Origin of the sequence: Pseudomonas sputi (assembly GCF_021603585.1) — a bacterium.
Classification (GTDB): domain Bacteria; phylum Pseudomonadota; class Gammaproteobacteria; order Pseudomonadales; family Pseudomonadaceae; genus Aquipseudomonas; species Aquipseudomonas sputi.
Genome location: NZ_BQHI01000009.1, coordinates 196,193 through 219,065, shown reverse-complemented (window position 1 = coordinate 219,065; position 22,873 = coordinate 196,193). Strand labels below are relative to the sequence as shown.

Below are 22,873 nucleotides of genomic sequence, written 5' to 3'. Positions count from 1 at the left end.
CCTCTTTGATGTGCACCACAACCGGCACTTTGCCGTCGGCCTCATCCTGGGTCAGCGGTCCGTAGAGCACGAACCGCCCGCCCCACGTCACCTGAATCACGTCACCGGCCGCTGCGTTGGGGTAAGGTTCTGGCCCGTCGCCAGAGGGACCGATGGTGACCTTCACGCCGGCGGCGACGTTATCCTTGTCGATGCCGTCCTTGAGAATCTCCTCGGGGAGGGTCATTTTCAGTTTCGAGTGGCCCGGCCCTTCGTCGCTGTCATGGCCACCGGGACGGGTGAGTTTGACCCGCACCTGCATCACTTCCGACGGTTCGGCCGTTCCGCCCTGGCGGGTGACGGCGTAGGCCAGCGTGGACGTGCCGTCAATGAAACGGGCAGCGGGCACGAACATCGACAGTGTCTTGTCGACTTCATGAGCCTCGACGGTTTTGTTGAATACCGATTGCCCGCCCAGGGAGATCACCAGCTTGTCGCCCCGGCTCATGACTCCCCACGGCCCGGCGCGGCACAGCAGGCCTTGTTTGGGGAAGTTGTCCCGCACGGCTGCAATGCCCAGACCCCAGATTAACGGAGCTTGCGACACGGGCGCGGTGCGACCTGGAACGTCGAGTTCCTTGAGCACCTTCGGTGTGGCGGCAGTGGGGTTATTGACAGTCATGGGCGCGAACTCCGCTCGAGTGGCAGGTGATGGCGGTATTGAGCGGCGCTTTGGCGGGGTTGGCTACTGTCAGAAATTACAGGTTGACGTGGGTTTAAGACGAATGGTCAAAGTGATATGGATGGAAAAAAACGGCCCGCAGGCCGTTTGCCTTGCAACCGGAATGACTAGATCACCGGAATATCCAGCGACACCGACATGAACTGACTGATCCGCGACCGCAGCCATTTCTCCGCCGGATCGTTGTCATGCACCCCGCTCCACGCCATCGACAGTTGCGCCGCATCAATCGGAAACGGCGGATCTTCTGCCCGCAACGCACACCCTTCGACCAAGGCACATGCCGCATAATCCGGCACGGTCGCGATCATCTCGGTGCCCGCCAGCAGCGCGCGCAAGCCGCTGAACTGCGGCACACCGAGCACCACGCGGCGGCTGCGGCCGACCTTGGCCAGATCCACATCGATGTTGCCGCTCAGGTCACCCGAGAACGACACCATCGCGTGAGGTCGCTCGCAGTATTCGTCGAGGGTCAGCGGACCTGGACGGTTATCGCCACGCAAGACCTTGCAGGGAATATCGCGCAGTTTCTTGCGCTTGGCGTTGGCCGGCAGATCGGTGGTGTAACTCACGCCGACGGAGATTTCCCCGGAAGCCAGCAATGTCGGCATCAGCAGGTAATTGGCGCGACGTACCACCACGACAATCCCCGGCGCCTCTTCCTGCAACTGACGCAGCAGCGGCGGGAACAGACCGAATTCGGCATCGTCCGACAAGCCGATGCGAAACACGTCGCAACTGGTGGCCGGATCGAACTCCTTGGCCCGGCTGACTGCGCCGGAAATCACGTCCATCGCCGGTTGCAGTTCCCGCAGAATCGCCAGCGCCCGCGCCGTCGGTTCCATGCCCCGGCCATTGCGCAGCAACAGCGGGTCGTCGAACAGATCGCGCAAACGGCCCAGCGCCGCGCTCACCGCCGGCTGGCCCATGAACAGTTTTTCGGCGACGCGGGTCAGGTTCTTTTCGAACATCAGCGCTTCGAAAATCACCAGCAGGTTCATGTCGACGCGACGCAGATCGTTACGGTTCATGGGGCACGTTTTCCTTGTTTGAGCCTGACGTGAAAGGGTGGCACTTTACTCGATCAGCGGCACGTTGGCCGCGCGTTTGTACGGGCCGTATTCGACCGGCACCCACTGGAAGTGCTTGTCGACCGCCGTGATGTGGCCGATCCCAGGGAACGGCAAGTGCGCAGCCGTGACCCAGGTCTTGCTGGCCGCCGCTGCGCTGAACACGGCGTTACGGCTCTTGATCGCTTGCTGACCGTTGACGTCGAAGCGGATCGACACCTCCGGATGCTCGAACTGCACCGCCAGGTTGTGCACCAGGTCTCCCATGAACACGATGCTCTGGTTCTGCGAAGTGAAGCGGTAGGTGGTACTGCCCGGCGTGTGCCCGGCTTCCAGCGTGGCTTCGACCACTCCCGGCAACGGCGACTGGCCCTCTGCGAACGTCTTGAAGCGCCCGACCGCCACGTAAGGCGCAGTGGACTCCTGGGCGATCTTGAAGAACTCCCGGGCACCGGCTGGCGCCTTCGCCTCGGCCTGCGGATCGAGCCAGTAATCGGCTTCGGCCTTGGCGGCGTAGACCGTGGCATTGGCAAAGATCGGCCGTTGCTGGCCATCGACCAGCCCACAGACGTGATCCAGGTGCAGGTGCGTCAGCAGAATCGCGTCGACCTGCTCAGGCTTGTAACCCGCTGCCTGCATGTTCGCCGAGAGCTGGCCGGCGGTGGCGCCGATGCACTGGCCCGCGCCGGTATCCACAAGAATCAGTTGTTTGCCGGTGTTGACCAGGAACGCATTGAACGCAGTCTGCACGCCCGGCGTTTCAATCGAGCGACGGGCCAACAGCGCGCGAATCTGGCTCTGACTCATGCCCTGCAACAGCTTCGGCGACAAATCGTTGTAGCCATCGAACAGCGCCGTCACCTCGTAGTCGCCCAGCGCCAATCGGAAATAACCCGGCGCCTGGGTGCCGACCTGCGGTGCCTGCGCCATGGCGCTGGACATTGCACCGACCAACGCCATGGCGATAACGCCGTTGAACAAACCTTTCATCTGTATCCCCTCGCCCGCGCCCGATTCTGCGGCCCTTATGGCCCGCCCCCCAATCGTCGTCATCCTGCCCGGTTCCTGTCATGGGGACTTGCAGCGGTGTGCTGAGTTGGCGCCGACGGTGGAATTAACAACGTTTAACTCGTCAGCACTCGCCCTTCGCCAAACAATGAATCCCTCTGCGCAGCGTTGTTTTTTTGACCTGAGGGAAAGCGCTGACCGTGCGTTCCCCCCCGACACGGACCTAGGCCATGGCTCACTCACAGCAAACCGTCGCCCTCGCCCCTGCCAGCGAACCCCGCAAGACCAGCACCGGCGGCCTCAGCCCGCAGCGCGAGAGGCTGGTGAAACAACTGATCCTCGAACGCCTCGGCGACAGCCTTGAAGTCACCGAACTGGCCAACGCCTGCTCACTGTCACGCAGTCATTTTTCCCGGGCGTTCAAATGCAGTACCGGGTATTCGCCGCAAGACTGGATCCGCACTCAGCGCATTGCCCGGGCCAAAATGTTGATCCAGCAGACCAATCACAGCCTCACGCAGATCAGCCTGGAATGCGGCTTCTGCGATCAGGCGCACTTCTGCCACATCTTCACCCGCAGCGAAGGGATCAATCCGTTTGCATGGCGTTGTCAGGTCATGAAAAACCGCTGAGGCGGTTTCACTCCCGAGCCATCCGCTGAGCCAGTCGCGCCACCCGCTCGCCCAGGTGTGCGGCGGTTTGTTGGTCTTCCAGAGGAGGTGCCTGTTCGGGCGGTTGTTCGACGCAGGATTGGGACATGGCGCCGAGGGAGCTGCCGAGGCGATTCAACTGGCCGTCGAAAACACCAGCGCGCGCGCGCGCCGGCAACAGATCGAGCCCGACCCAGATCATCGAATGCTGAGCGGCGAACACGGCCATTTGCAGCAAGGTATTGAGCTTGTCGCCACACAGGCTGCCGGAATTGGTGAAGCCCGCCGCGAGTTTGTCGCGCCATGGCCGGGCGAGGTAGAACGAGGCCGTGGCCTCCATGAATTGCTTGAACGCCGCCGAGGCGCTGCCCATGTAGGTCGGCGCGCCGAAGATGATGGCGTCGGCGCGGTGCAGGTCGTTCCAGTGGGCGTCCACCTCCTCCACCGCCAGCAACAGGCAGGTGCTGCCCACGTGGCGCTCCACACCTTGGGCCACCGCCTGGGCAATGACGCGGGTGTGCCCGTAGCCACTGTGATAGACCACCACCACCTTGCTCATCGCAGCGTCCTCCGGACGTATGCATTCCGTTGACTCGGAGTTTTGGCTCTGGAGCCGGCGCGGACGAGTTAATCGTTGTTAATTTTTTCCGACTGTCGGGCAAACCGCCACGGGTTCTGGCCCTTGAATACAGTGGTGACGGTACTGAATGCCGAGCGATGCAAGGGCCTGGGCGTGGCGCGCAAGTTGCGCTGGCGACAAATCCTGAGGAATATGTCCGGATACTGCGGATCAGACGGCTTGCCTGCCCCTCAAGCCGCTCTGCGCCCTGCCCGTCACGAACGCTTCACCCCGACGGACCAGGACCCTAAAAAACGTTGCAGGAGTGAGCGGTTGAGTCTTTCCCCGAATCAGGCCATCGGTTTCGGCCCCTATCGGATCCACCCCGGCCAGCGGCTGGTACTTGAAGGCGACCAGCCTTTGCGCCTGGGCCGGCGCGCCATGGACATTCTACTGATCCTGCTGGCCAACGCCGGCGAGGTCGTGAGCAAGCAGCAATTGATCGCCGGGGTCTGGCCGGACAGCGTGGTGGAAGACATCAATCTGCGGGTGCACATGGCCGCCCTGCGCAAGGCCCTCGGCGATGGTCAGGCCGGTCAGCGCTACATCGTCACGGTGGCGCAGCGTGGTTACAGTTTCGTCGCGCCGGTCGTGCTGCAATCCATCGAACAACGCCCCGCCGCCACCCACCTCGGCCGACATAACCTGCCATTGCGGCGCACGCGGATGATCGGTCGCCAGTCGGTGGTCGACAGCCTGATGACGCAACTGCCGCGCCAGCGCTGCATCACCCTGGTCGGCCCCGGCGGCATCGGCAAGACCACCGTGGCCCTGCGGGTCGCCGAACAATTGATCGGCCGCTATCGCGACGGTATTCGGCTGCTGGATCTGGCACCGCTCAACGATCCGGGTTCGATCTGCTCGCACCTGGCCACCCTGCTGGATCTTTCGCTGCATGACAGCGAGCCGATGGCCTGTCTGATCAACAGCCTGCGCGAGCGGCAGATGCTGCTGGTGATCGATAACTGCGAGCACTTGATCGACGCCGTGGCATTGCTCAGCGAATGTATCCTGCGTGGCGCGCCGCAGGTGCACATTCTGGCCACCAGCCGCGAAAGCCTGCGCGCCGAGGGCGAGTATGTGCAGCGTCTGGAGTCCCTCGATTGCCCACCACCGATTGCGGTGCTGGACCGCGATCAGGCGATGGGATTTTCGGCGCTGCAACTGTTCGTCGAACGGGCGATGGCAGCTCATGAACACTTTGAGCCAGGCAATGCTGACCTGCCCTCGATCATTGAAATCTGTCGGCGGCTGGATGGCATCCCGCTGGCACTGGAACTGGCGGCCGCGCAAGTGGCAGGCCTTGGACTGGAAGGTTTGCTGAAGCAGCTTCAAGGACATTTGCCGACGGGCAATCAGACTCGCCTTGGCCGGCATGAAACCTTGCGCGCAACACTGGACTGGAGCTTCAACCTGCTCAACGCCTGCGAACAGACCGGTCTGCGCCGACTGGGTGTGTTCCGTGGCGCATTCACGCTGGAATCTGCGGCAGCGGTTATCGTCGGCCAGCACATCGAGCCCAACGAAGTCTTCGCCTCGATCACGCAACTGGTCGCCAAGTCGCTGCTCAACGTCGAGATCGGCGATGAAGAGGTGTTCTATCGCCTGCTCGACACTACCCGCCGCTATGCACTGGAAAAACTCGACCAGGCCGGCGAACTCGGCGAAACCCGCGAACGCCATGCCGAACGCAGCCTGGCGCTGATGCATCAGGCCCAGGCCGATTGGGAAAACACGCCGACCGAAGTCTGGATCGAGCGCTACGCCCGCGGCCTCGAAGACTTGCGCGCGGCGCTTGAGTGGACGCTGAATGACGAAGGCTCGCGCGCGCTCGGCGTCAGCCTGACGGCGACCTCGGCACCGTTGTGGCAGGAACTGTCCCTGCTCAAGGAGTACGGCGTGCATGTGCGCCGGGCACTGGCGTTGCTGGCGTCATCCGACGAGCCTTGCCCGCGACTGGAAATCGCCTTGAAACTGGCCCTCGGCAGCGCCTGCTACCACACCTGGGGCGGCACGCCGGAAACCATCGAAGCCTTCGTCAGCGCTCGCCAGCTGGCGCAACGGCACGACGACAGGGCCGGCCAGTTGCGCGCCGTGTCGGGGCACATGGCGGTCAACCTCAGTTGCGGGCATTACCAAATGGCGCTGGAGCAGAGCGAGCAATTCGAGAGCCTGGGTGTACACGGCGATGCGCAGTTGTCCCTGAGTACCCACCGCTTGCGAGTACTCGCGCTGCATTACGCCGGCGACCAGCATCAGGCACGGATCCATGCCGAAGAAGTCCTTCAGCGCATGGCTCACAGCGGCCACCTCAATCGCTTCACTCACGGTTTCGGCGTGCAATACGACCAGAGCGTTGCCTCGCTGACCGTCCTCGCCCGGGTGTTGTGGTTGCAAGGTTTTCCCGAGCAAGCCTGGCGTACCGCGCGACAGGCGCTGGATATAGCGGTGCAGATCAACCACGGCACCTCGATCTGCTACACCCTGGCACTCGCGTCATGCCTGATCGCCCATTACAACGGCGACGTCCAGAATGCCCGCGCGCTGCTGCAACTGTTGCTTGAACAGGCGCAGAAGCACTCGGTGCTGCTGTTCTATACATGGGCACGGCACTATGCGCAGGTGATCGACGCCGACAAAGCCACCGCCATCCCGCCTGCCGACAGCGGTCTGGTCAGGGAAATCATGGTCACGCTGGATCCGGGGTTCGTTGATGATGTTTTGCTGGAGCGCGCACAAAGTGGCGCGGCCGGATGGAGTTCCGCGGAAATTCTGCGGGCCCGGGCCGAGTGTTTGCTCGCGTCTGAGTCGCCCTGCCATGACACGGCCGAACGCGCCCTGCAGCAGTCCCTTGAGATTGCGCGGACTCAAGGCGCTTTGGCCTGGGAACTGCGCAGTGCGACGTCGCTGGCTCGGTTGTGGCAGCGCCAGTCGCGTTATCGCCAGGCACTCGAATTGCTGACACCGATCTACCAGCGCTTCACCGAAGGTCATGCCACCCCGGACTTGCGCAAAGTGCGTTTATTGCTCGACGAACTGCGAGATCAGTCGGCCGCTTGAGGCTGGCCCTGTACGGCCCAGGTAACGCGCGTGCCGACGCTCGACATCAGTGAGTTCGCCGCCCTGCTCCAGCTGTTCGCGGGCATAGCGGCGCGTAATGTTGAGCATTCGATAGCGCAGCGTTCCGCTGGATCGGTCCGTTGTCAGTAACGATTTGACCGCCAACTGCTCAACGACTGCCACCAGGGTCGAGGGTGGCAGTTGCACGCAACTGATCACACCGATGGCGGCGTCGAGGGTGAATGCCATCTTGAATACCGACAAGCGTTGCAGCACGCGTTGTTCCTGCTCGCTCAAGCGCTGGTAGCTCCAGTCCAGCGCGGCCTTCATCGACTGATGGCGTGGCACGGCGGTGCGCCGCCCATGACTCAAGACTTGCAACCCGTTGTGCAGTTGCGCCTGCAAGCCGACCAGCGCCAGCGCATCGATCTGCGCTGCCGCCAGTTCGATCGCCAGCGGCAGACCGTCGAGCCGCCGACAGATATCGCGCACCGTTTCCAGATCCTGCTCACGCAGACAGAAACCGTGTTGACGCGCGCGGGCGCGACTGACAAACAGCTGCACCGCCGAATAGCCCATGACTTCGTCGACACTGTTGAGCGCCGAGGTTTTGGGCAGGGTCAGGGGCGGCAGTGGCTGGAGGACTTCCAGACCGAGGTTCAACGGTTCGCGGCTGGTGGCAAGAATGGACAGACGCGGCGCTGCGTCGAGCAGCGTTTGCAGCAGCCCCCGGCAGGCTTGATGCAGGTGTTCGCAATTGTCCAGCACCAGCAAGGCGTGGCGCGCGGCCAATGTGGGGAAATCAGTGTCGAGGGTTTTGAGCAGGTGATCGAGGAGCGGGATGTCTTCGCCGACCAGCGACAGATCCACCTGCCACACGCCGTCACGAAAATGTTGCAGCAGCAGTTCCGCTGCGCGCAGGGCCACGGTGCTCTTGCCGACACCGGCGGGCCCCGTCACCGTCAGGAGCCGAGACAGAGGAAGTTGCCGCACCAGACCGCCGACCAGTGAATCGCGCCCGGTGACCGGCGTCAGTCGTGCAGGCAAATTGTGTTGGGGGGCTTGCAGGTTTTCGAATACCACTTGGGCGACGCTGTCGCCCTGCACCGGCGCCACGAAGCTGTACCCGCACTGCGGCACATTGACGATGTAGCGCTGACCGTTTTCGCCGTCGCCGAGGGCCCGGCGCAATGCGGCAATGTGCACCCGCAGGTTGATGTCCTCGACCACCGACGTCGGCCACACCAGCGCGATCAACTGCTCTTTGCTGACGACCTGGCCGGCATGTTCGACCAGCACTTGCAGAATGTCCAACGCACGACCGCCCATGCGCAATTGCCGATCCCCTTCGAGGATCAGCCGCTGGCGCAAATGGAAGGCGTACGGCCCGAAACGCAGGACCGACGCCGCGTTCAATTCGTTGAGGCTGGTCATGTCCGTTATCTTCGCAGGCCTCGATGACGGTACAACCACCACGCGGGGTCCAGCACGGACATCCGGATGCCCGGAACGGACAGAACCGCTCTAGTTGAACTGTTCGCGATACTGCGTGGGGGTCAGCCCGAGTTTTTCGCCGAACAGAAACCGCATGTGCCGCACGCTGCCGAAACCGCTTTTGTAGGCCACGGTCTTGAGCGGCAGATCGCTGGTTTCCAGCAGGTTGCGCGCGCAATCAATGCGCGCACTTTGCAAAAATTCCATGGGCGTCATGTTGACCTCGCGAGCGAACACCCGGGCAAAATGCCGTGCACTCATGTTCGCAAGCCCTGCCATGCGCTCCACGGTAAACGCTTCTTCAAGATGCTCCAGCACATGGTTCTGCACCCGGGTAATCGGCGTTTCCTGGGGCGCGACCGCTGCCATCAACGGGCTGAACTGCGCCTGCCCGCCCTGACGCTTCATGACCACCAGCAGCACCTTGGCCACGTCCTGGGCAATCTTTTTGCCATGATCGCGGGCCACCACCGCCAACGCCATATCGATACCGGCCGTGACGCCTCCGGAGGTGATCAGGTTGCGATCTTCGATAAAAATCTGATCGGTCGCGACGTTTGCCTTCGGAAAGCCCTTGATCAAGCGTTCGGTGTAATTCCAGTGGGTAGTCACACGATAGCCGTCGAGCAAACCGGCGTGCCCCAGCACGAAGGCGCCGGTACAGATCGAGCCGTATTGCCCGGCACGCGCCACCGCGCCTCGCAGCCAGGCGAGCAACGGCGGATGTTTTTCGTTGTAGGCGCCAGGGCCGCCCGGCACCAGCAGCAAGTCGTAGCGCTCATCGGCTTCGTCGATATGCCGATCGGTGTGCACAAGGACGCCATTGGATGCACGCACCGGCTCGCGCTCGGTGCCCAAGGTGGTCAGATGATAGTGGTCTTGCGGTTTCAGGTAGCGGTTGGCAACCGAAAAGACCTCCAGCGGCCCGGCCATGTCGAGCAGCAGAAAATCCGGAAACAGCACCATTGCCACGGTCTTCATGGGGGCATCACCAAAATCCATGTGGAATCATAAGTCTGCGCATTATGGCCGGATACGGCGATCCGTTGAAAAAGAATGCGTGAGCCAGCGTACACAACTGTCAACTCAGTAGAGACAGTATTTCAATTTTTATCTACTTATTGCACCGCAGGGTAACCAGTAACCTTCTCCTCACTCGGACGAATCAACGTCCTGAAAGGAGATTTCATCATGCTGACCCTTCGTAAAGCTTCCGACCGTGGTCTGGCCAATCATGGCTGGTTGAAGTCGTTCCACACCTTTTCCTTTGCCAGCTACCGTGACCCGCGTGAACAGGGTTTCTCCGATCTGCTGGTGATCAACGATGACCGTGTCGCCGCCGGCAAAGGCTTCGGCCAGCACCCGCACCGCGACATGGAGATTTTCTCCTATGTGCTCGAAGGTGCGCTGGAACACAAGGACACCCTCGGCACCGGTTCGGTGATCCGCCCCGGCGATGTGCAACTGATGAGCGCCGGCAGCGGCGTGGCCCACAGCGAGTTCAACCACTCGGCGAGCAAGCCTGTGCACTTCCTGCAGATCTGGATCGTGCCGGACGTCAGCGGCGCCAAACCGCGCTACCAGCAAGAGCACTTCAGCGAACAGAAAAAACGCGGTCGCCTGCAACTGATCATTTCGCCCGAAGGCAGCCACGGCTCGCTGAAAGTACGCCAGGATGCGCGGGTGTATGCCGGGCTGTTCGATGGCGAGGAAAGTGCCACCCTCAAGCTGCCTGCCAACCGTTACGCCTATGTGCACGTTGCTCGCGGCAGCGTTGAACTGAACGGCATGCAGTTGAAGGAAGGCGACGGCGTAAGGGTTCGTGAAGAACAGGCGCTGACCCTGAGCAATGGCCAGGATGCCGAAGTCCTGGTGTTTGACCTGCGGCCTCAGGAGTTGCCGGAAATGCCATGAGGCAAAGGTTTCAGCGCTGACTAAAAACGGCCTTCAGTGAAGGCCGTTTTTCATTGGCAGAACGACTATTCGTTTTCCAGCACAAACGCTTCGACAATGTGCTCGATCACCGCTCTGACCCGCGCGGTGTGGCGCAAATCGGCATGGGTCACCAGCCACACTTCATAAGGCAACGGACGCGTGCGCGCCGGCCACAGCCTGACCAGTCCATCACGTTCGCCCATGTAGACCGGAATTTCTCCTACCCCCAGCCCGGCGGCGATCGAGCGTCGAACCAATAGGCTGGAGCTCAGACCGGCGACGATCCGCCCGCGAGTCATGGGCTCGGACACGAGGGTCAGATCCTTGTTGCCCTGCAGATACGGCTGGTACACCACCAGATCATGGCCCTCGAACGCACTGCCCGGCGCCGGCACGCCATGGCTGTCGACATAGGCTTGCGAGGCAAACAGCCCCACCGGCCAACGCGCAATGCGTCGGGCGATCAGGTCCGGGTTATCCGGACGGGTGTTGCGCACGGCGATGTCCGCTTCACGTTTGGCCAGGCTGAGGATCTGCGTGGAAGCGTCCAGCTGCACGCGCACGTCCGGATGCTGTTCGTGCAATTGGGCGATGGCCGGAATCAGGAAATCGATGGCCAGCGAATCAGTGGTGCTGACCCGCACGCTACCGGTCAGACGATCGTCCAGCCCCTGAATACGCCGTTCCAGCTCCAGTGCCGAATGCTCCATTTTTTCCACCGACTTGAGCGCCGCTTCGCCGACTGCCGTCAGTGCATAGCCCTCGGAGGTGCGCAGGAACAAGGTCGCGCCCAGCGACTTTTCCAGTGCCGTGATCCGGCGCCCGACCGTCGCCTGATCCACGCCCAGTACACGCGCGGCGCCGCGCAATGTCGACTCGCGGCAGACCGCAAGAAACACCCGTGCATCATCCCAGTTCATAGCGTTCTCCATTGATGCACAAACGCATCACAACCACGCAAACTCGCCGCATTAACGCAGCAACGATAACCGATATGCTGGGCGCCATAAACCTTTCACAGGATTGCCGTCATGCACACTTCAACTGCTTTGCTCGAGCGTCCGGACGCGAGTGTCTGGCTGGCGATCTTCGCCGGACTCTGCGCCAGCCTGGTCAGCATCGGTCTGGCGCGTTTCGCCTACACGCCGCTGATCCCTTCGCTGATTCAGGCGCAGTGGTTTTCCGCCCATGATGTGGTCTATCTCGGCGCGGCCAACCTGGTCGGTTACCTGATCGGCGCCCTCCTCGGTCGCCCGATGGCACGCCGGCTCACCCAGAAAAACGCTCTGCGCCTGATGATGCTGGCGGTGACCGTGGCGTTTTTTGCCTGTGCGTACCCCGTGTCCGTGAGCTGGTATTTCGGCTGGCGTCTGCTGTCGGGAGTCGCGGGCGGCGCGATCATGGTACTGGTGGCCGCGACCGTACTGCCCCATGTACCGGCCGCACGCAAAGGCCTGGCCAGTGGGGCGATTTTCCTCGGCATCGGTCTGGGCATCGCCGGCTCGGGGACGATTGTTCCGCTGCTGTTGGGGCTGGGGCTGCAGGCGACCTGGTTGGGATTGGGCGCTCTGTCGCTCGCGCTGACGGCATTGAGCTGGTTCGGCTGGCCCTCGGAGCTGCCCCACGCAATGACCACCACGGCCCAAGTGGAGCGAGTCGAGCCGACACCGCCTGCTGTTTATCTGCTGTTTGCCCAGTACGCATTCATGGCCGCCGGGCTGGTGCCGGCCATGGTCTTTCTGGTGGATTACGTCGCCCGTGGGCTGGGCGCCGGGTCGCATGTCGGCGCGCTGATCTGGGTCATGTACGGTCTGGGCGCCATCGTCGGCCCGGTGAGTTATGGCTTCCTCGCCGATCATCTTGGCGCGCGGACCGGCATTCGTCTGGTGCTGGTGGTGCAGGCGATCACCCTGGGTTTGCTGGCGGTTTCGCATTCGTTGCTGGCGTTGGCGCTGCTGGCGGTGATCCTTGGTTCATTTCCGCCGGGCATTGTGCCGCTGGCATTGGCCCGGGTGCATGAGCTGGTGCCGGATCACCATCGCCAACAGGTGGCGTGGAGCCGGGCCACGGTGTCGTTCGCCACGTTTCAGGCGCTGGCCGGGTTCGCCTATTCGGCGCTGTTCAACGCCACGGGCGGACAGCATGTGCTGCTCTTCGTGATTGCCGGCGGTGCCATCTTGATCGCTCTGATACTTGAGTTCGCCCTGAAACTGCTGCCGTCTCCCGCCGCACAACACTGCTGCGCCCATTGACGGGAATCATTGCGCCCTCACAGCGCTCCCATCTCCTGATCATTTGTTTTTAGAGGAATCGAAAATGACGTTGCCCACTGAAATGACCCGGATCGAAATCACCGAACCGGGTGGCCCCGAGGTTCTGCAATCCCGACGCGTCCCGCTGCCGGTCGCCGCCGAAGGCGAAGTACTGATTCGCGTGCACGCCGCCGGCATCAATCGCCCGGACGCCCTGCAACGCGCCGGCAAGTACCCGATGAAACCCGGCATGAACCCGATCCCGGGCCTTGAAGTGGCGGGTGAAGTCGTGGCGGTCGGCAATAACGTCAGCACATTCGCGGTGGGTGACCGGGTCTGCGCGCTGACCAATGGCGGCGGTTACGCCGAATATTGCGCGGTTCCGGCGGGCCAGGTCCTGCCAATCCCCGAAGGGCTGGACTGGATCCAGGCAGCAGCCATTCCGGAAACCTTTTTCACCGTATGGGCCAACCTGTTCGGCCTTGGCGGCGCCAGCCGTGGTCAGCGCGCGTTGATCCACGGCGGCACGAGTGGCATCGGCACCACCGCGTTGATGCTGTGCCGCGAGTTTGGTATTGAAGCTTTCGCGACCGCCGGCAGCGCCGACAAATGCGCGGCAATCCGTAACCTTGGCGGTGAAGCGATCAACTACCGGGAACAGGAATTCGCCACTGTCATCGCCGAGCAAACTGCCGGCCAGGGCGTCAATGTGATCCTCGACATCATGGGCGGTTCGTACCTCAACGGGAACATCAGCGCCCTGGCAATGGATGGGCGGTTGGTGATGATCGGCTTCCTCGGCGGCGCGCGGGCCAACGACATTGATCTGCTGGCCATCCTCGGCAAGCGTGCGGTGGTCACCGGCTCCCTCCTGCGCGCTCGCACCTCGTCGGAAAAGGCCGCCATCGCCAGCCAGTTGCGCGAACACGTCTGGCCGGTGCTGGCCGCCGGGCGCTGCCTGCCGATCATTGACCAGGTCTATCCGCTCGCCGACGCTGCCAAGGCTCATGCGCACATGGAAGCGGGTGATCACATCGGCAAGATTGTGCTGAAGATCGACTGAGTCGTTGCAGCTTTTTGTAATCGTTGCAGGCGTGCGGTGGTCGAAAATGTCACGCGCGGGTCAAGGCATCTGGTAAAAAGCGTTCTTTGTCCGCGCCGTGGTGAAACGTTTAATGTTCCTTGCCTTCATGACCCGACTTCGACGCCGCCGTCTGGCATTCGCCTGCATGGCCGCCCTGATCATCGGTGTGCCGGCGAGTTGTGCCGTGCTGGAACACACCGAACGCAAGCTGCTGTTTCGCATCGAACCTGGCACGGCCGGCTGGTATCACGGATTGCCGGGCAGCGTGCAGGAACTCGACCTGCAACCGAAAAGCTTCAAGGCCGGGCAAAACATTCACGCCTGGTGGTGGCCGGCGGAGCGCGCCGATGCACCGGCCATCCTCTATCTGCACGGCGTGCGCTGGAACCTCACCGGGCAGCTGTTTCGTATCGAACAACTGCGCGCGGCAGGTTATTCGGTACTGGCCATCGACTATCGCGGCTTCGGCCAGAGCCGTGGCGACCTGCCGTCGGAGCGCACGGTGTACGAGGATGCGCGGGTGGCGTGGGAACGCTTCCAGCTGTTGCAGCCCGACCCGGACAAGCGCCTGATTTACGGACATTCGCTGGGCGGCGCGGTGGCCATCGACCTGGCTGCCGAACTCGGCCGCGATGCCGCCAGCCATCACACCCCACTGCCGGTTCGCGGGCTGGTCATCGAATCCACATTCACGTCCCTGGCAGATGTCGCGGCGGCGGTGGCCAACACCTCCCTGCCAGTCCGTTGGTTGCTGTCGCAAAAATTCGACTCCATCGACAAGATCGCCGAGATCCACATGCCGTTGCTGGTGGTGCACGGTCTGGCCGACGCCTTCGTGCCGTCACGCTTCAGCGAGCAACTGTTCGCCGCCGCCCGGCAACCGAAACGCCTGCTGCTGGTGCCCGGCGCAACCCACAACAACAGCATGGCGCTGGGTGGGCAGAACTATCGCAAGGCGATCGATGCGCTGATGCAGACCCGGCCTGCCGCTCGTGTGGCGGGCGCTGCAGTGCAGAAGAACCCACGCGATTCCTGACCTACTCCCCGCCGACCATCGGTCACCCCGAAGGGAAATTCTTGCAGCATCGGCTGGCAATCCGGCGTTCTAACGCTTTGCTGGAGGGAGCCCATCCATGACGCTGCTTCGGCACACCCGGCCACGCGGCGTTCCACTGCCTATTCGGGAGCACCACCATGAAAATCAACCCGTACCTGATCTTTAACGGCGACTGCCGCGCTGCCTTCACGTTTTACGAGCAGTGCCTGCAAGGCAAGCTCGAAGCGATGATGACCTTCGGCGAAACGCCAGCCGCCGAACATGTACCGAAAGAGCACCACAACCTGATCATTCACACCTGCCTGAAAGTCGGTGATCAGATGATCATGGCTTCGGACACCACACCCGACCGCCCGACCCAAGGCATGAGCGGTTGCTCGATTTCGCTGAATGTCGACAGCATCGTCGAGGCCGAGCGGGTATTTAACGCCCTGGCCAGAGACGGTCGCGTCGACATGCCGCTGGAAGCCACCTTCTGGGCCGCACGATTCGGCATGCTGGTGGATCGTTTTGGCGTGTCGTGGATGGTCAATTGCGAAAGTGACAAGTGATGCTGTCAGTTCACCGGACATGAAAAAGCCCGGCCTCTTCAGGTCGGGCTTTGATGTTCAACGCTGGGCCAGCTCATGCCGCACGCACTGTTCGTAGTAGGTCTGCTTGACGGCCGCCGGTTTGAGCCGCGACGCGCTGTCGTAGGTCTGCTCGGTGATGCCCATGGCGGTCATGCGCATCCACGGTTGCTGAAACTTGCGTGCCTGCAAGCGCTTGCGCGCGCCATACAGGGAAATTCCCGACAACTTCGATTGTTGCGCGCCGGCGGCGATGTCCGAGCCCCAGGTGCACGCAAAACGATGGCTCTTGCTCAGTTCCCTGGCCTGGGCCTCTACCGCGAACAGAGCGAGGGAAAGCGTTGCTACGGTGATGACAATCGTCCGCATATAGCCCACCTAACCTTTTGAAAAAAGGCGAGTTTGCCGTGATTTGAAACATTCGGGGGCCAGCAGTTTGCCGCCTGTTACACCCTGGCGTGAACTTCAACCTTCAAGCGGTCTGCGCCTTCTTCCTGGCACTGGATGGTGATCGGTACAAATCGCTCGATCACCGAAATGTTGCTGTGCAAATGCTCGGTCATCCTGGGCGTGGTAAACGATCCACCTGCGGCCAGCACCATCGGCAACAGCAATTGGTCGGCCAGATGCTCCCCGACTGCCGCATCGCTGTGCAACCAATCGGTCGCCTGATCGATCGCGGTGTCCGCCACCTTCTCCGAACGCAGTGAGGCTTGACCGAAAGCGCTGAAAACCTCGGTGACGTGTTCAAACGTGTACTCCAGCAGCAACACGTTGCCCGGGCCACAGGCCGGATCAAGAATGACCGCGTTCAACGCCGCTGACGCCATGTTCAATCGCTGGGCCACCCTTTCGAGCTCGCGGACACCGACACTCGGCGCCAGTCCCGCCGTCAGCGCAAACGCCTGTTGCGAAAGCGGCACGCCGCGCTCACACAAGTGCAATGCTGACAATTGCGAGGGTTGCACCCTGACGTCGATTTCACCGCCACCCGCTGGTACGAAACCGTGGCGCAGCAACGTCAGTTCAACCTTCGCGCCCATGCGTCGCAGCAACGGCAACCAGCTGCGGCTGAGAAAATCGGTCGGTGGCGCCAGCGGATTGTGAGTACCGCCACTGATTCGTACCCGACTGGCTTGCGGTGCCAGTAACAAGGCGGGCAGCAAGGTCTGCAACACCAGGGTGCAACTGCCGGCGGTGCCAATGGCAAAGCGATAATCGCCGCCACGAATCGGCCCCGGCTCGAAGCTCAATGTCTGTGAGCCCAGCTCAGCCCCCTGGATCTTCGCACCGCAAACCTGCGCCGCCGCCATCACGGCGGTCAGGTGCTGGCGCAACAGGCCCGGACGACTGCGCCTGGCCCGAATCCGCTCAATGCGAAATGCCTGGCCCGTCACCATCGACAGACTCAACGCACTGCGCAACACCTGACCGCCGCCGATGGCGCCGTCCAGCTCAATAACGTCCTGTTTCATTTTTTTCCTTATGCGTACAGACCCACGGTTTCCCGCAGGTATTGATCGAGCTGACGCGAATCCTCCCGGGTTCTGGGCAATGTCGGCACCGCACGCTCGAGTTCCGCCTCAATGAATTCATGCAGCGCCGGACGACGCGGACCGTAAGCGCTCTCGTCGGCATTGCGTTTGAGCGCGAGCAGTTCGTCGACCTCATCGAGCAATGCCCGGTCATCGACGGTGCTCAGCAGATCGCTGAACGTCATCGGTGGCCGGCCGCGACCCTGATCAATCCAGCGCACCGCCAGCAGCGGCCGCAGTACATAAAAGTACTTCTTGAACCGCACGCTTTCGCCCTGCAGATAACCACGGAAGGTTTTCTTCGCCATCGACAGGTAGTGATTTCGCGCGGCTGGCGGGCTGTAGAACGCCTCGGCCAATGCCCGCAGCTGCGAAACCGCTGCGCCCTCGCTGCGATAAACCAGCGGCGAGTCGAGCCATTCGAGCAAGGTCGGGTTGGATTTGCGCAACAACCCAAGGGTCTTGCGCAGTTCCCAGCCACTGACATCCAGCTCGTCATCCAGCGGTCGCTCGATCACATCCCTTGGCACATCGACCTGGACGAACCACTCCGGTTTCTCCACATAAACGAAGCGCACATCGTAATCACTGTCGGGCGAGGCAAAACCCCACGCCCGGCTGCCCGATTCACAGGCATACAACACCGTGACATTGCGTTCGCGCTCTATGCGCGCCAGTTCTTCCAGCACCCGGGCGCGCATGGCGCTGCACAGCGGGTGACGTTCTTCGAGTTTCATGTCCTTCAATCCTTGTTCCGGCGTGCCTTGCGGCACGCGTTATCCCTTGACGCACACCACCTGACGCAGGGTATGCAGCACCTCAACCAGCTCACGCTGGGCGTGCATGACGTTGTCGATGTCCTTGTAGGCCATCGGAATTTCATCGATCACCGCAGCGTCCTTGCGGCATTCAACGTGCGCGGTGGCACGGATCTGGTCTTCGACGGTGAAGGTGTTCTTGGCCTTGGTACGGCTCATGGTCCGACCGGCACCGTGGCTGCAGGAGCAAAACGCTTCTTCGTTGCCCAGACCGCGCACAATGAAACTCTTGGCGCCCATCGAACCGGGGATGATCCCCAGCTCGCCCTTTTTCGCCGATACCGCGCCTTTGCGGGTGACCAGGATGTCCTCGCCGAAATGTCGCTCCTTCTGCACGTAGTTGTGATGGCAGTTCACCGCTTCCAGCGCGACGTCGAACGGCTTGCGGATAATTTGCCGTGTGGCCTGAATCACCGCGTGCATCATCAACGCACGGTTCTGTTTGGCGAAATCCTGGGCCCAGCCCACTGCTTCCACGTAATCGTCAAAGTGCCGGCTGCCTTCTTCGAAGTACGCCAGATCACGATCCGGCAGGTTGGCGATGTGCTGCCGCATATCCGCCTGGGCCATCTGGATGAACAAGTTGCCAATCGCGTTGCCGACACCGCGCGAGCCGCTGTGCAACATGAACCAGACCCGGTTGGCCTCATCCAGGCACACTTCGATGAAGTGGTTACCGCTGCCCAGTGTTCCGAGATGTCCACGGTTATTGGTGTTGGCCAGTTTCGGATACTTGTCAGTGATGGCCTTGAACCGTGGATTCAGCGCCGCCCAGGCCTGGTCGGCCTGTTGCGGAATCTCGTCCCAGGCGCCTTTGTCACGACGCGACCGGGTTGAACTGCGGCCATGGGGCACCGCTTGTTCGATGGCACTGCGCAGGCCATGCAGGTTGTCCGGCAGATCAGCCGCCGTCAGCGAGGTTCGTGCGGCAATCATGCCGCACCCGATATCCACGCCGACCGCGGCGGGAATGATCGCGCCGACCGTGGGAATCACGCTGCCGATGGTCGACCCCTTGCCCAGATGGACGTCCGGCATGACCGCCAGGTGCTTGAAGATAAAAGGCATCTTCGCCGTATTCATCAACTGCTCGCGGGCTTCGTTTTCCACCGGGACGCCTTCGGTCCAGAGCTTGATCGGTTTGCCGTTGGCGACTTCCAGCAGTTGGTAAGTGTGTTCTTTCATCATCTCGATTCTTCAGGTAGTTCCACCGGCATTCGCCGGCAGATTCAAAAAAGGTGGCACGACAAAGGTTGATGACTGTTGCACGTTGCCGCGCACCGGGGTTAGCCGGCCTCAGATGTACAGCCATCGGCATTCGTGCCGTCACGCGCACTGACAAGGGTTTGGTGAGACGTCTTGGATGTAGTCCCACCGGCATTCAGTGCCCGTGACAAATCAATTCATTGGGCGGCTCATCGCCTCATCCCATGCTTTCAATCGCTTCGACCCAGTGCTGCGGTCCGTATCGGCCGGCAGTGAACTGCTCAATCACATCGAACACCGCATCACTGAAACCGCCGACATTCAGGATGTCGTCACGATCCGCCGCCGGCGTCGCCCAACCCGGTTGCAGGTCAATGCAAATCAGGCGTGCCTGGGGGTTGATCCGCTTGATCCGTTCCCATTGCAGCATCGTCTCGCTGGCGCCCTGGCGTCGCGCATCGATCCAGGATTCGTTGTCCGACACCATGATCAGCGTATCGACCCTGGCCTTGCTGTCCGCCAGTTTCTTCAACGGCGCCGAGCAGCAGGTTCCGCCGCCGAAAATGCCCGCAAGCTTTTCGGCATTGCTGATCACACTGTCGCGCGGGTTGAGGGTGATATCCACCACCTTCCATTCGAACGGCATCACCCGCGCCGTCGGTTGTTTACGCAACACTGCCGCCGCAATCAGCGCCGCCACATCGATGCAGCGCACCGCTGTGGTCGCACCCTGACGGTAACCGGTCAGCGGGCTGCCCATCGAGCCGGAAACATCCGGGCAAACCACCACCGCACCCTGCAGCTTCGGCACATTGGTCAATGACAGCTCCAGGGCGTCCTGCAAAGCCTCGCGAATCAGCGCCGGCACGTCATCGCCGACCATCCGGTACGCCGCCAGCAACTGGTACGGATACACCCGAGCCTTCGCAACGGCTTCGGGATCCGCCAACCGCGCGGCCACATATTCGGTGCAACCCGGTACTTCAAAAGCACCGTGGCGCGCCAGCGTATTGAGGTTGATACGCAGGCCATGCCAGCCCATGTTTCGTGCCTGAGCCGCCCATTGCTCCTTGCTCAATGTTTCGTTACCGAGCAATTGAAAAGGCACTTCAGGCACTTGATCACTCGCACCACTGCGAAATGCCAGCAAATCGCGAGTCAGTGCGGGCAACGCCTGTGCATCCACCGGTTTACCGATCACCCAGGCAAAAAACGCTTCGCGCCAGGCCTCGGACGGTTTTGGGTGAACCATCTTCACCACATCCGCCAGCGAAGGCTGATTGCCGATCGATGCCTGTAACAGCTGTCGCTCGGTCGCGCTGTTCAGCCAGTTCTGCACCAGGCGCTTGGGTTGGGAGCCGAGGGAGCGGCGACCGGTGGCGCCACTGCGCAGGATCTGCACGAAGTTGCGCAGCATCTTGCCGCTGTCCACGACCTGCCCGAACACCTCCGGCACCAGCGCCGAGCGCTGAGCCGTCAGCGCTGCCAGCAACAAGGCCGGCATATCTTTCATGTGTCCTTTCTGGCGAGCATAAAGAGCGGTATTTGCCACGAAACGGCTGTCCAGCTCCGCCACCAGCTTCAACACCTGATCCAACTGACTTTGAGCGGATGCGTAAAAGGTCGAATTCAGGCAACCGGTGACTGCCAGCTGCGCCAATTGATGCTTGGGCGTGTAGGCATAAGCCGCGGCTCCGGAAGCATTCAAAGTGTCGCAGGCCGGCAGGGTTTTCGATTGCGTGTTGAAGAGGTTGAAGTTGGCCATCGTGGCGTCTCGCTGTGTTGTCCTGTTCGTTGCGAGAGATATTGCAGCCGCTGTGCCAGTTTTTTATGACCATCGTGAAATATTTTTATCTATTTGATTTATAACGTTTTTATTTTTAGAACGAGTGTGACCTTATTTTCATCACGACAAATAAAGCCCTATAACCCTATCATTCGATATCGTCATTTATCTTTCAGGATAATCAATGCCCAGCAAACGCACCGTCGCCATCGGCTTCATCGGCGCCACCCTCGATCGCGTCGGCAAAGGCGCCAACCGCTGGAATCATTGGCGGCCTAGCGTGGGCCTGTGCCAGCAGCCGGACATCTTGATCCATCGACTGGAACTGATACACGGCACGGACGCCCGGGACGCGAGCCTGGCCGAACGCATTCGCGAGGACATCCGTCAGGTGTCGCCGGGCACAGAAGTGCGCCTGCACCCGATGGCGTTGCGCAACCCCTGGGATTTCGAAGAGGTCTACGGCGCACTCCACGACTTCACCTGCGAATACACCTTCGATACCGAGCGTGAGGACTATCTGGTACACATCACCACGGGCACCCACGTCGCACAGATTTGCTGGTTCTTGCTGACCGAGGCGCGCTATCTGCCGGCACGCCTGATTCAGACCTCCCCCGCCCGCCGCAAGAGTGAAGACGAGCCGGCCACCGGCACCCACGCCCTGATCGACCTGGATCTGTCGCGCTACGACCGCATTGCCTCACGCTTCACCCACAAACGCCTGGAAGGCCTGGAATTTCTCAAGTCCGGCATCGCCACCCGCAACACCGCGTTCAACCGCTCCATCGAGCAAATCGAACGCGTAGCCGTGCGCTCGAAAGCGCCGATGCTGCTGATCGGCCCAACCGGCGCCGGCAAGTCTTTTCTCGCCCGACGCATCTACGAGCTCAAACGCAGTCGCCATCAAATGCAGGGACGCTTCGTTGAAGTCAACTGCGCCACGCTGCGTGGCGACGGGGCAATGTCCGCGCTGTTCGGCCACGTCAAAGGCGCCTTTACCGGCGCGCAAAATGCCCGCGATGGCCTGCTGCGGGCCGCTGACGGCGGCATGTTGTTTCTCGACGAGATCGGCGAACTGGGGGCAGACGAACAAGCCATGCTGCTCAAGGCCATCGAGGAGAAGCGCTTCTTCCCGCTGGGCTCGGACAAGGAGGTCGACAGCGACTTCCTGATCATCGCCGGCACCCACCGCGACCTGCGCAGTCGCGTCGCCGAAGGCCTGTTCCGGGAAGATCTCTACGCACGAATCAACCTTTGGACGTTCGATCTGCCGGGCCTTGCGGGTCGCCGCGAAGACATCGAACCCAACATCGATTTCGAGCTTGAACGCCACGCGCGCGAACACGGCCAACTGGTGCACTTCAACCTTGAAGCCCGACGGCGCTACCTGAGTTTCGCCAGCTCACAGGAAGCTGCGTGGCTGGGCAATTTTCGCGAACTTTCGGCCTCGATCACGCGCATGGCGACGCTGGCCGACAGCGGGCGAATCGATGAAGCGCAGGTCGAGGAGGAAATTGATCGGCTGCGGTATGCGTGGGGCCTGGCGCAACCGGCCGGGATGACGAATGACTTGCCGGGCGATGCCGAGACGCTGGATCTGTTCGATCGATTGCAATTGAAGGCGGTGCTGGAGGTCTGCAGACAGGCAGACAGCCTGTCGGATGCCGGCAGGCGCCTGTTCGGCGTGTCGCGACAGGCGAAGGCGCAGCCCAACGATGCGGACCGATTGAGGAAGTATCTCGGCCGGTTCGGCATTGAATGGAACCAGTTGCGTGAGCAGTGAAGCATGGCCGCAATCATCTGTACCAGTTAGATAAACTGCGCCACACCTCAACACAGGCACCGAGTGAAGGACAGACACGGATGGACTTACTGGAGTTTTTATCAAACCTGGGATCAGCACTGGACGGCTTCAATACATCCGGGCAAAAGCCTCGCAGAGTCTTCACTCGCGGATTTGTCGTGACCTGCGTCTTTGTAGCGATCATCGAGCTGTTCATATTGAA

Annotated in this window: 19 protein-coding genes and 1 pseudogene; 8 read left to right on the top strand and 12 right to left on the bottom strand. The window is 61.6% G+C overall.

From position 1 onward, the window contains the following. The 3 genes and pseudogenes from L6D81_RS15675 to L6D81_RS15665 form a co-directional block, all read right to left on the bottom strand. Positions 1-661, bottom strand: a pseudogene (locus tag L6D81_RS15675) (hypothetical protein); the annotation flags it as partial. 167 nt (positions 662-828) lie between these two features. Next, positions 829-1,752 (bottom strand): LysR family transcriptional regulator, encoded by a 924-nt coding sequence (locus tag L6D81_RS15670; RefSeq protein ID WP_236180779.1) that lies wholly within the window; start codon positions 1,750-1,752, stop codon positions 829-831. A 45-nt stretch (positions 1,753-1,797) separates the two neighbouring features. Beyond that, positions 1,798-2,781 (bottom strand): MBL fold metallo-hydrolase, encoded by a 984-nt coding sequence (locus tag L6D81_RS15665; protein WP_236180777.1) that lies wholly within the window; start codon positions 2,779-2,781, stop codon positions 1,798-1,800. A gap of 248 nt (positions 2,782-3,029) precedes the next feature. Between L6D81_RS15665 and L6D81_RS15660 the strand changes: the two genes are divergently transcribed. Then, complete coding sequence (locus L6D81_RS15660) at positions 3,030-3,431, top strand: helix-turn-helix domain-containing protein (protein WP_236180775.1); 402 nt, start codon at positions 3,030-3,032, stop codon at positions 3,429-3,431. Between the two features lie 7 nt (positions 3,432-3,438). Here L6D81_RS15660 and L6D81_RS15655 read toward each other — a convergent pair whose 3' ends face one another. Continuing rightward, positions 3,439-4,008, bottom strand: a complete 570-nt coding sequence (locus tag L6D81_RS15655; RefSeq protein ID WP_236180773.1) for a flavodoxin family protein — start codon at positions 4,006-4,008, stop codon at positions 3,439-3,441. A 333-nt stretch (positions 4,009-4,341) separates the two neighbouring features. Here L6D81_RS15655 and L6D81_RS15650 point away from each other — a divergent pair, with 333 nt between their 5' ends. Next, positions 4,342-7,128 (top strand): ATP-binding protein, encoded by a 2,787-nt coding sequence (locus L6D81_RS15650; protein WP_236180771.1) that lies wholly within the window; start codon positions 4,342-4,344, stop codon positions 7,126-7,128. Here L6D81_RS15650 and L6D81_RS15645 read toward each other — a convergent pair. After that, on the bottom strand, positions 7,090-8,562 hold the full coding sequence (locus L6D81_RS15645) for an ATP-binding protein (protein WP_236180769.1): 1,473 nt from the start codon (positions 8,560-8,562) through the stop codon (positions 7,090-7,092). The two genes, L6D81_RS15650 and L6D81_RS15645, sit on opposite strands and share 39 nt — an antisense overlap. A 90-nt stretch (positions 8,563-8,652) precedes the next feature. Continuing rightward, the gene (locus L6D81_RS15640; protein WP_236180767.1) at positions 8,653-9,603 is read right to left on the bottom strand and encodes a GlxA family transcriptional regulator; all 951 of its coding nucleotides are present in this window, start codon (positions 9,601-9,603) and stop codon (positions 8,653-8,655) included. Positions 9,604-9,813: 210 nt separating this feature from the next. Between L6D81_RS15640 and L6D81_RS15635 the strand changes: the two genes are divergently transcribed. Next, positions 9,814-10,536 carry a pirin family protein gene (locus L6D81_RS15635; RefSeq protein ID WP_236180766.1) on the top strand — a complete coding sequence of 241 codons (723 nt, stop codon included), beginning with the start codon at positions 9,814-9,816 and terminating at the stop codon, positions 10,534-10,536. Positions 10,537-10,601: 65 nt separating this feature from the next. Here L6D81_RS15635 and L6D81_RS15630 read toward each other — a convergent pair whose 3' ends face one another. Beyond that, positions 10,602-11,477: a LysR family transcriptional regulator gene (locus L6D81_RS15630; RefSeq protein ID WP_236180758.1), complete on the bottom strand. Its 876-nt coding sequence runs from the start codon at positions 11,475-11,477 to the stop codon at positions 10,602-10,604. 111 nt (positions 11,478-11,588) lie between these two features. Between L6D81_RS15630 and L6D81_RS15625 the strand changes: the two genes are divergently transcribed. The 4 genes from L6D81_RS15625 to L6D81_RS15610 all read left to right on the top strand — a co-directional run bounded on the left by L6D81_RS15625 (position 11,589) and on the right by L6D81_RS15610 (position 15,501). Then, positions 11,589-12,809, top strand: a complete 1,221-nt coding sequence (locus L6D81_RS15625; protein WP_236180756.1) for a YbfB/YjiJ family MFS transporter — start codon at positions 11,589-11,591, stop codon at positions 12,807-12,809. 64 nt (positions 12,810-12,873) lie between these two features. Beyond that, positions 12,874-13,872: an NAD(P)H-quinone oxidoreductase gene (locus tag L6D81_RS15620; protein WP_236180754.1), complete on the top strand. Its 999-nt coding sequence runs from the start codon at positions 12,874-12,876 to the stop codon at positions 13,870-13,872. A gap of 112 nt (positions 13,873-13,984) precedes the next feature. Continuing rightward, positions 13,985-14,929, top strand: a complete 945-nt coding sequence (locus L6D81_RS15615) for an alpha/beta hydrolase (RefSeq protein ID WP_236180753.1) — start codon at positions 13,985-13,987, stop codon at positions 14,927-14,929. Between the two features lie 158 nt (positions 14,930-15,087). Beyond that, positions 15,088-15,501, top strand: a complete 414-nt coding sequence (locus L6D81_RS15610; RefSeq protein ID WP_236180751.1) for a VOC family protein — start codon at positions 15,088-15,090, stop codon at positions 15,499-15,501. A gap of 57 nt (positions 15,502-15,558) precedes the next feature. On the opposite strand, the gene L6D81_RS15605 is transcribed toward L6D81_RS15610, so the two are convergent. The 5 genes from L6D81_RS15605 to L6D81_RS15585 all read right to left on the bottom strand — a co-directional run bounded on the left by L6D81_RS15605 (position 15,559) and on the right by L6D81_RS15585 (position 20,843). Continuing rightward, positions 15,559-15,888 (bottom strand): hypothetical protein, encoded by a 330-nt coding sequence (locus L6D81_RS15605; protein WP_064378879.1) that lies wholly within the window; start codon positions 15,886-15,888, stop codon positions 15,559-15,561. A 77-nt stretch (positions 15,889-15,965) separates the two neighbouring features. Beyond that, entirely contained in the window at positions 15,966-16,994 is a 1,029-nt protein-coding gene (gene rtcA / locus L6D81_RS15600; RefSeq protein ID WP_236180749.1) for an RNA 3'-terminal phosphate cyclase, read from the bottom strand. A gap of 8 nt (positions 16,995-17,002) precedes the next feature. Beyond that, a complete protein-coding gene (locus L6D81_RS15595; RefSeq protein WP_236180746.1) occupies positions 17,003-17,791 on the bottom strand; it encodes a nucleotidyltransferase domain-containing protein in 789 nt (262 codons plus the stop codon). A gap of 39 nt (positions 17,792-17,830) precedes the next feature. Continuing rightward, positions 17,831-19,057: an RtcB family protein gene (locus tag L6D81_RS15590; protein WP_236180744.1), complete on the bottom strand. Its 1,227-nt coding sequence runs from the start codon at positions 19,055-19,057 to the stop codon at positions 17,831-17,833. A 238-nt stretch (positions 19,058-19,295) separates the two neighbouring features. After that, entirely contained in the window at positions 19,296-20,843 is a 1,548-nt protein-coding gene (locus tag L6D81_RS15585) for an RNA-binding protein (RefSeq protein WP_236180742.1), read from the bottom strand. A 205-nt stretch (positions 20,844-21,048) separates the two neighbouring features. Between L6D81_RS15585 and rtcR the strand changes: the two genes are divergently transcribed. Next, a complete protein-coding gene (rtcR, locus tag L6D81_RS15580; RefSeq protein ID WP_236180740.1) occupies positions 21,049-22,650 on the top strand; it encodes an RNA repair transcriptional activator RtcR in 1,602 nt (533 codons plus the stop codon). The last annotated feature ends 223 nt before the right edge of the window (positions 22,651-22,873 follow it).

What these genes read in the sequence shown, in the direction of transcription:
- L6D81_RS15670 (WP_236180779.1), bottom strand. Translation starts at nt 1,752, where the DNA reads ATGAACCGTAACGATCTGCGTCGCGTCGACATGAACCTGCTGGTGATT.
- L6D81_RS15665 (WP_236180777.1), bottom strand. Translation starts at nt 2,781, where the DNA reads ATGAAAGGTTTGTTCAACGGCGTTATCGCCATGGCGTTGGTCGGTGCA.
- L6D81_RS15660 (WP_236180775.1), top strand. Translation starts at nt 3,030, where the DNA reads ATGGCTCACTCACAGCAAACCGTCGCCCTCGCCCCTGCCAGCGAACCC.
- L6D81_RS15655 (WP_236180773.1), bottom strand. Translation starts at nt 4,008, where the DNA reads ATGAGCAAGGTGGTGGTGGTCTATCACAGTGGCTACGGGCACACCCGC.
- L6D81_RS15645 (WP_236180769.1), bottom strand. Translation starts at nt 8,562, where the DNA reads ATGACCAGCCTCAACGAATTGAACGCGGCGTCGGTCCTGCGTTTCGGG.
- L6D81_RS15640 (WP_236180767.1), bottom strand. Translation starts at nt 9,603, where the DNA reads ATGAAGACCGTGGCAATGGTGCTGTTTCCGGATTTTCTGCTGCTCGAC.
- L6D81_RS15635 (WP_236180766.1), top strand. Translation starts at nt 9,814, where the DNA reads ATGCTGACCCTTCGTAAAGCTTCCGACCGTGGTCTGGCCAATCATGGC.
- L6D81_RS15630 (WP_236180758.1), bottom strand. Translation starts at nt 11,477, where the DNA reads ATGAACTGGGATGATGCACGGGTGTTTCTTGCGGTCTGCCGCGAGTCG.
- L6D81_RS15625 (WP_236180756.1), top strand. Translation starts at nt 11,589, where the DNA reads ATGCACACTTCAACTGCTTTGCTCGAGCGTCCGGACGCGAGTGTCTGG.
- L6D81_RS15620 (WP_236180754.1), top strand. Translation starts at nt 12,874, where the DNA reads ATGACGTTGCCCACTGAAATGACCCGGATCGAAATCACCGAACCGGGT.
- L6D81_RS15615 (WP_236180753.1), top strand. Translation starts at nt 13,985, where the DNA reads ATGTTCCTTGCCTTCATGACCCGACTTCGACGCCGCCGTCTGGCATTC.
- L6D81_RS15610 (WP_236180751.1), top strand. Translation starts at nt 15,088, where the DNA reads ATGAAAATCAACCCGTACCTGATCTTTAACGGCGACTGCCGCGCTGCC.
- L6D81_RS15605 (WP_064378879.1), bottom strand. Translation starts at nt 15,888, where the DNA reads ATGCGGACGATTGTCATCACCGTAGCAACGCTTTCCCTCGCTCTGTTC.
- rtcA (WP_236180749.1), bottom strand. Translation starts at nt 16,994, where the DNA reads ATGAAACAGGACGTTATTGAGCTGGACGGCGCCATCGGCGGCGGTCAG.
- L6D81_RS15595 (WP_236180746.1), bottom strand. Translation starts at nt 17,791, where the DNA reads ATGAAACTCGAAGAACGTCACCCGCTGTGCAGCGCCATGCGCGCCCGG.
- L6D81_RS15590 (WP_236180744.1), bottom strand. Translation starts at nt 19,057, where the DNA reads ATGAAAGAACACACTTACCAACTGCTGGAAGTCGCCAACGGCAAACCG.
- L6D81_RS15585 (WP_236180742.1), bottom strand. Translation starts at nt 20,843, where the DNA reads ATGGCCAACTTCAACCTCTTCAACACGCAATCGAAAACCCTGCCGGCC.
- rtcR (WP_236180740.1), top strand. Translation starts at nt 21,049, where the DNA reads ATGCCCAGCAAACGCACCGTCGCCATCGGCTTCATCGGCGCCACCCTC.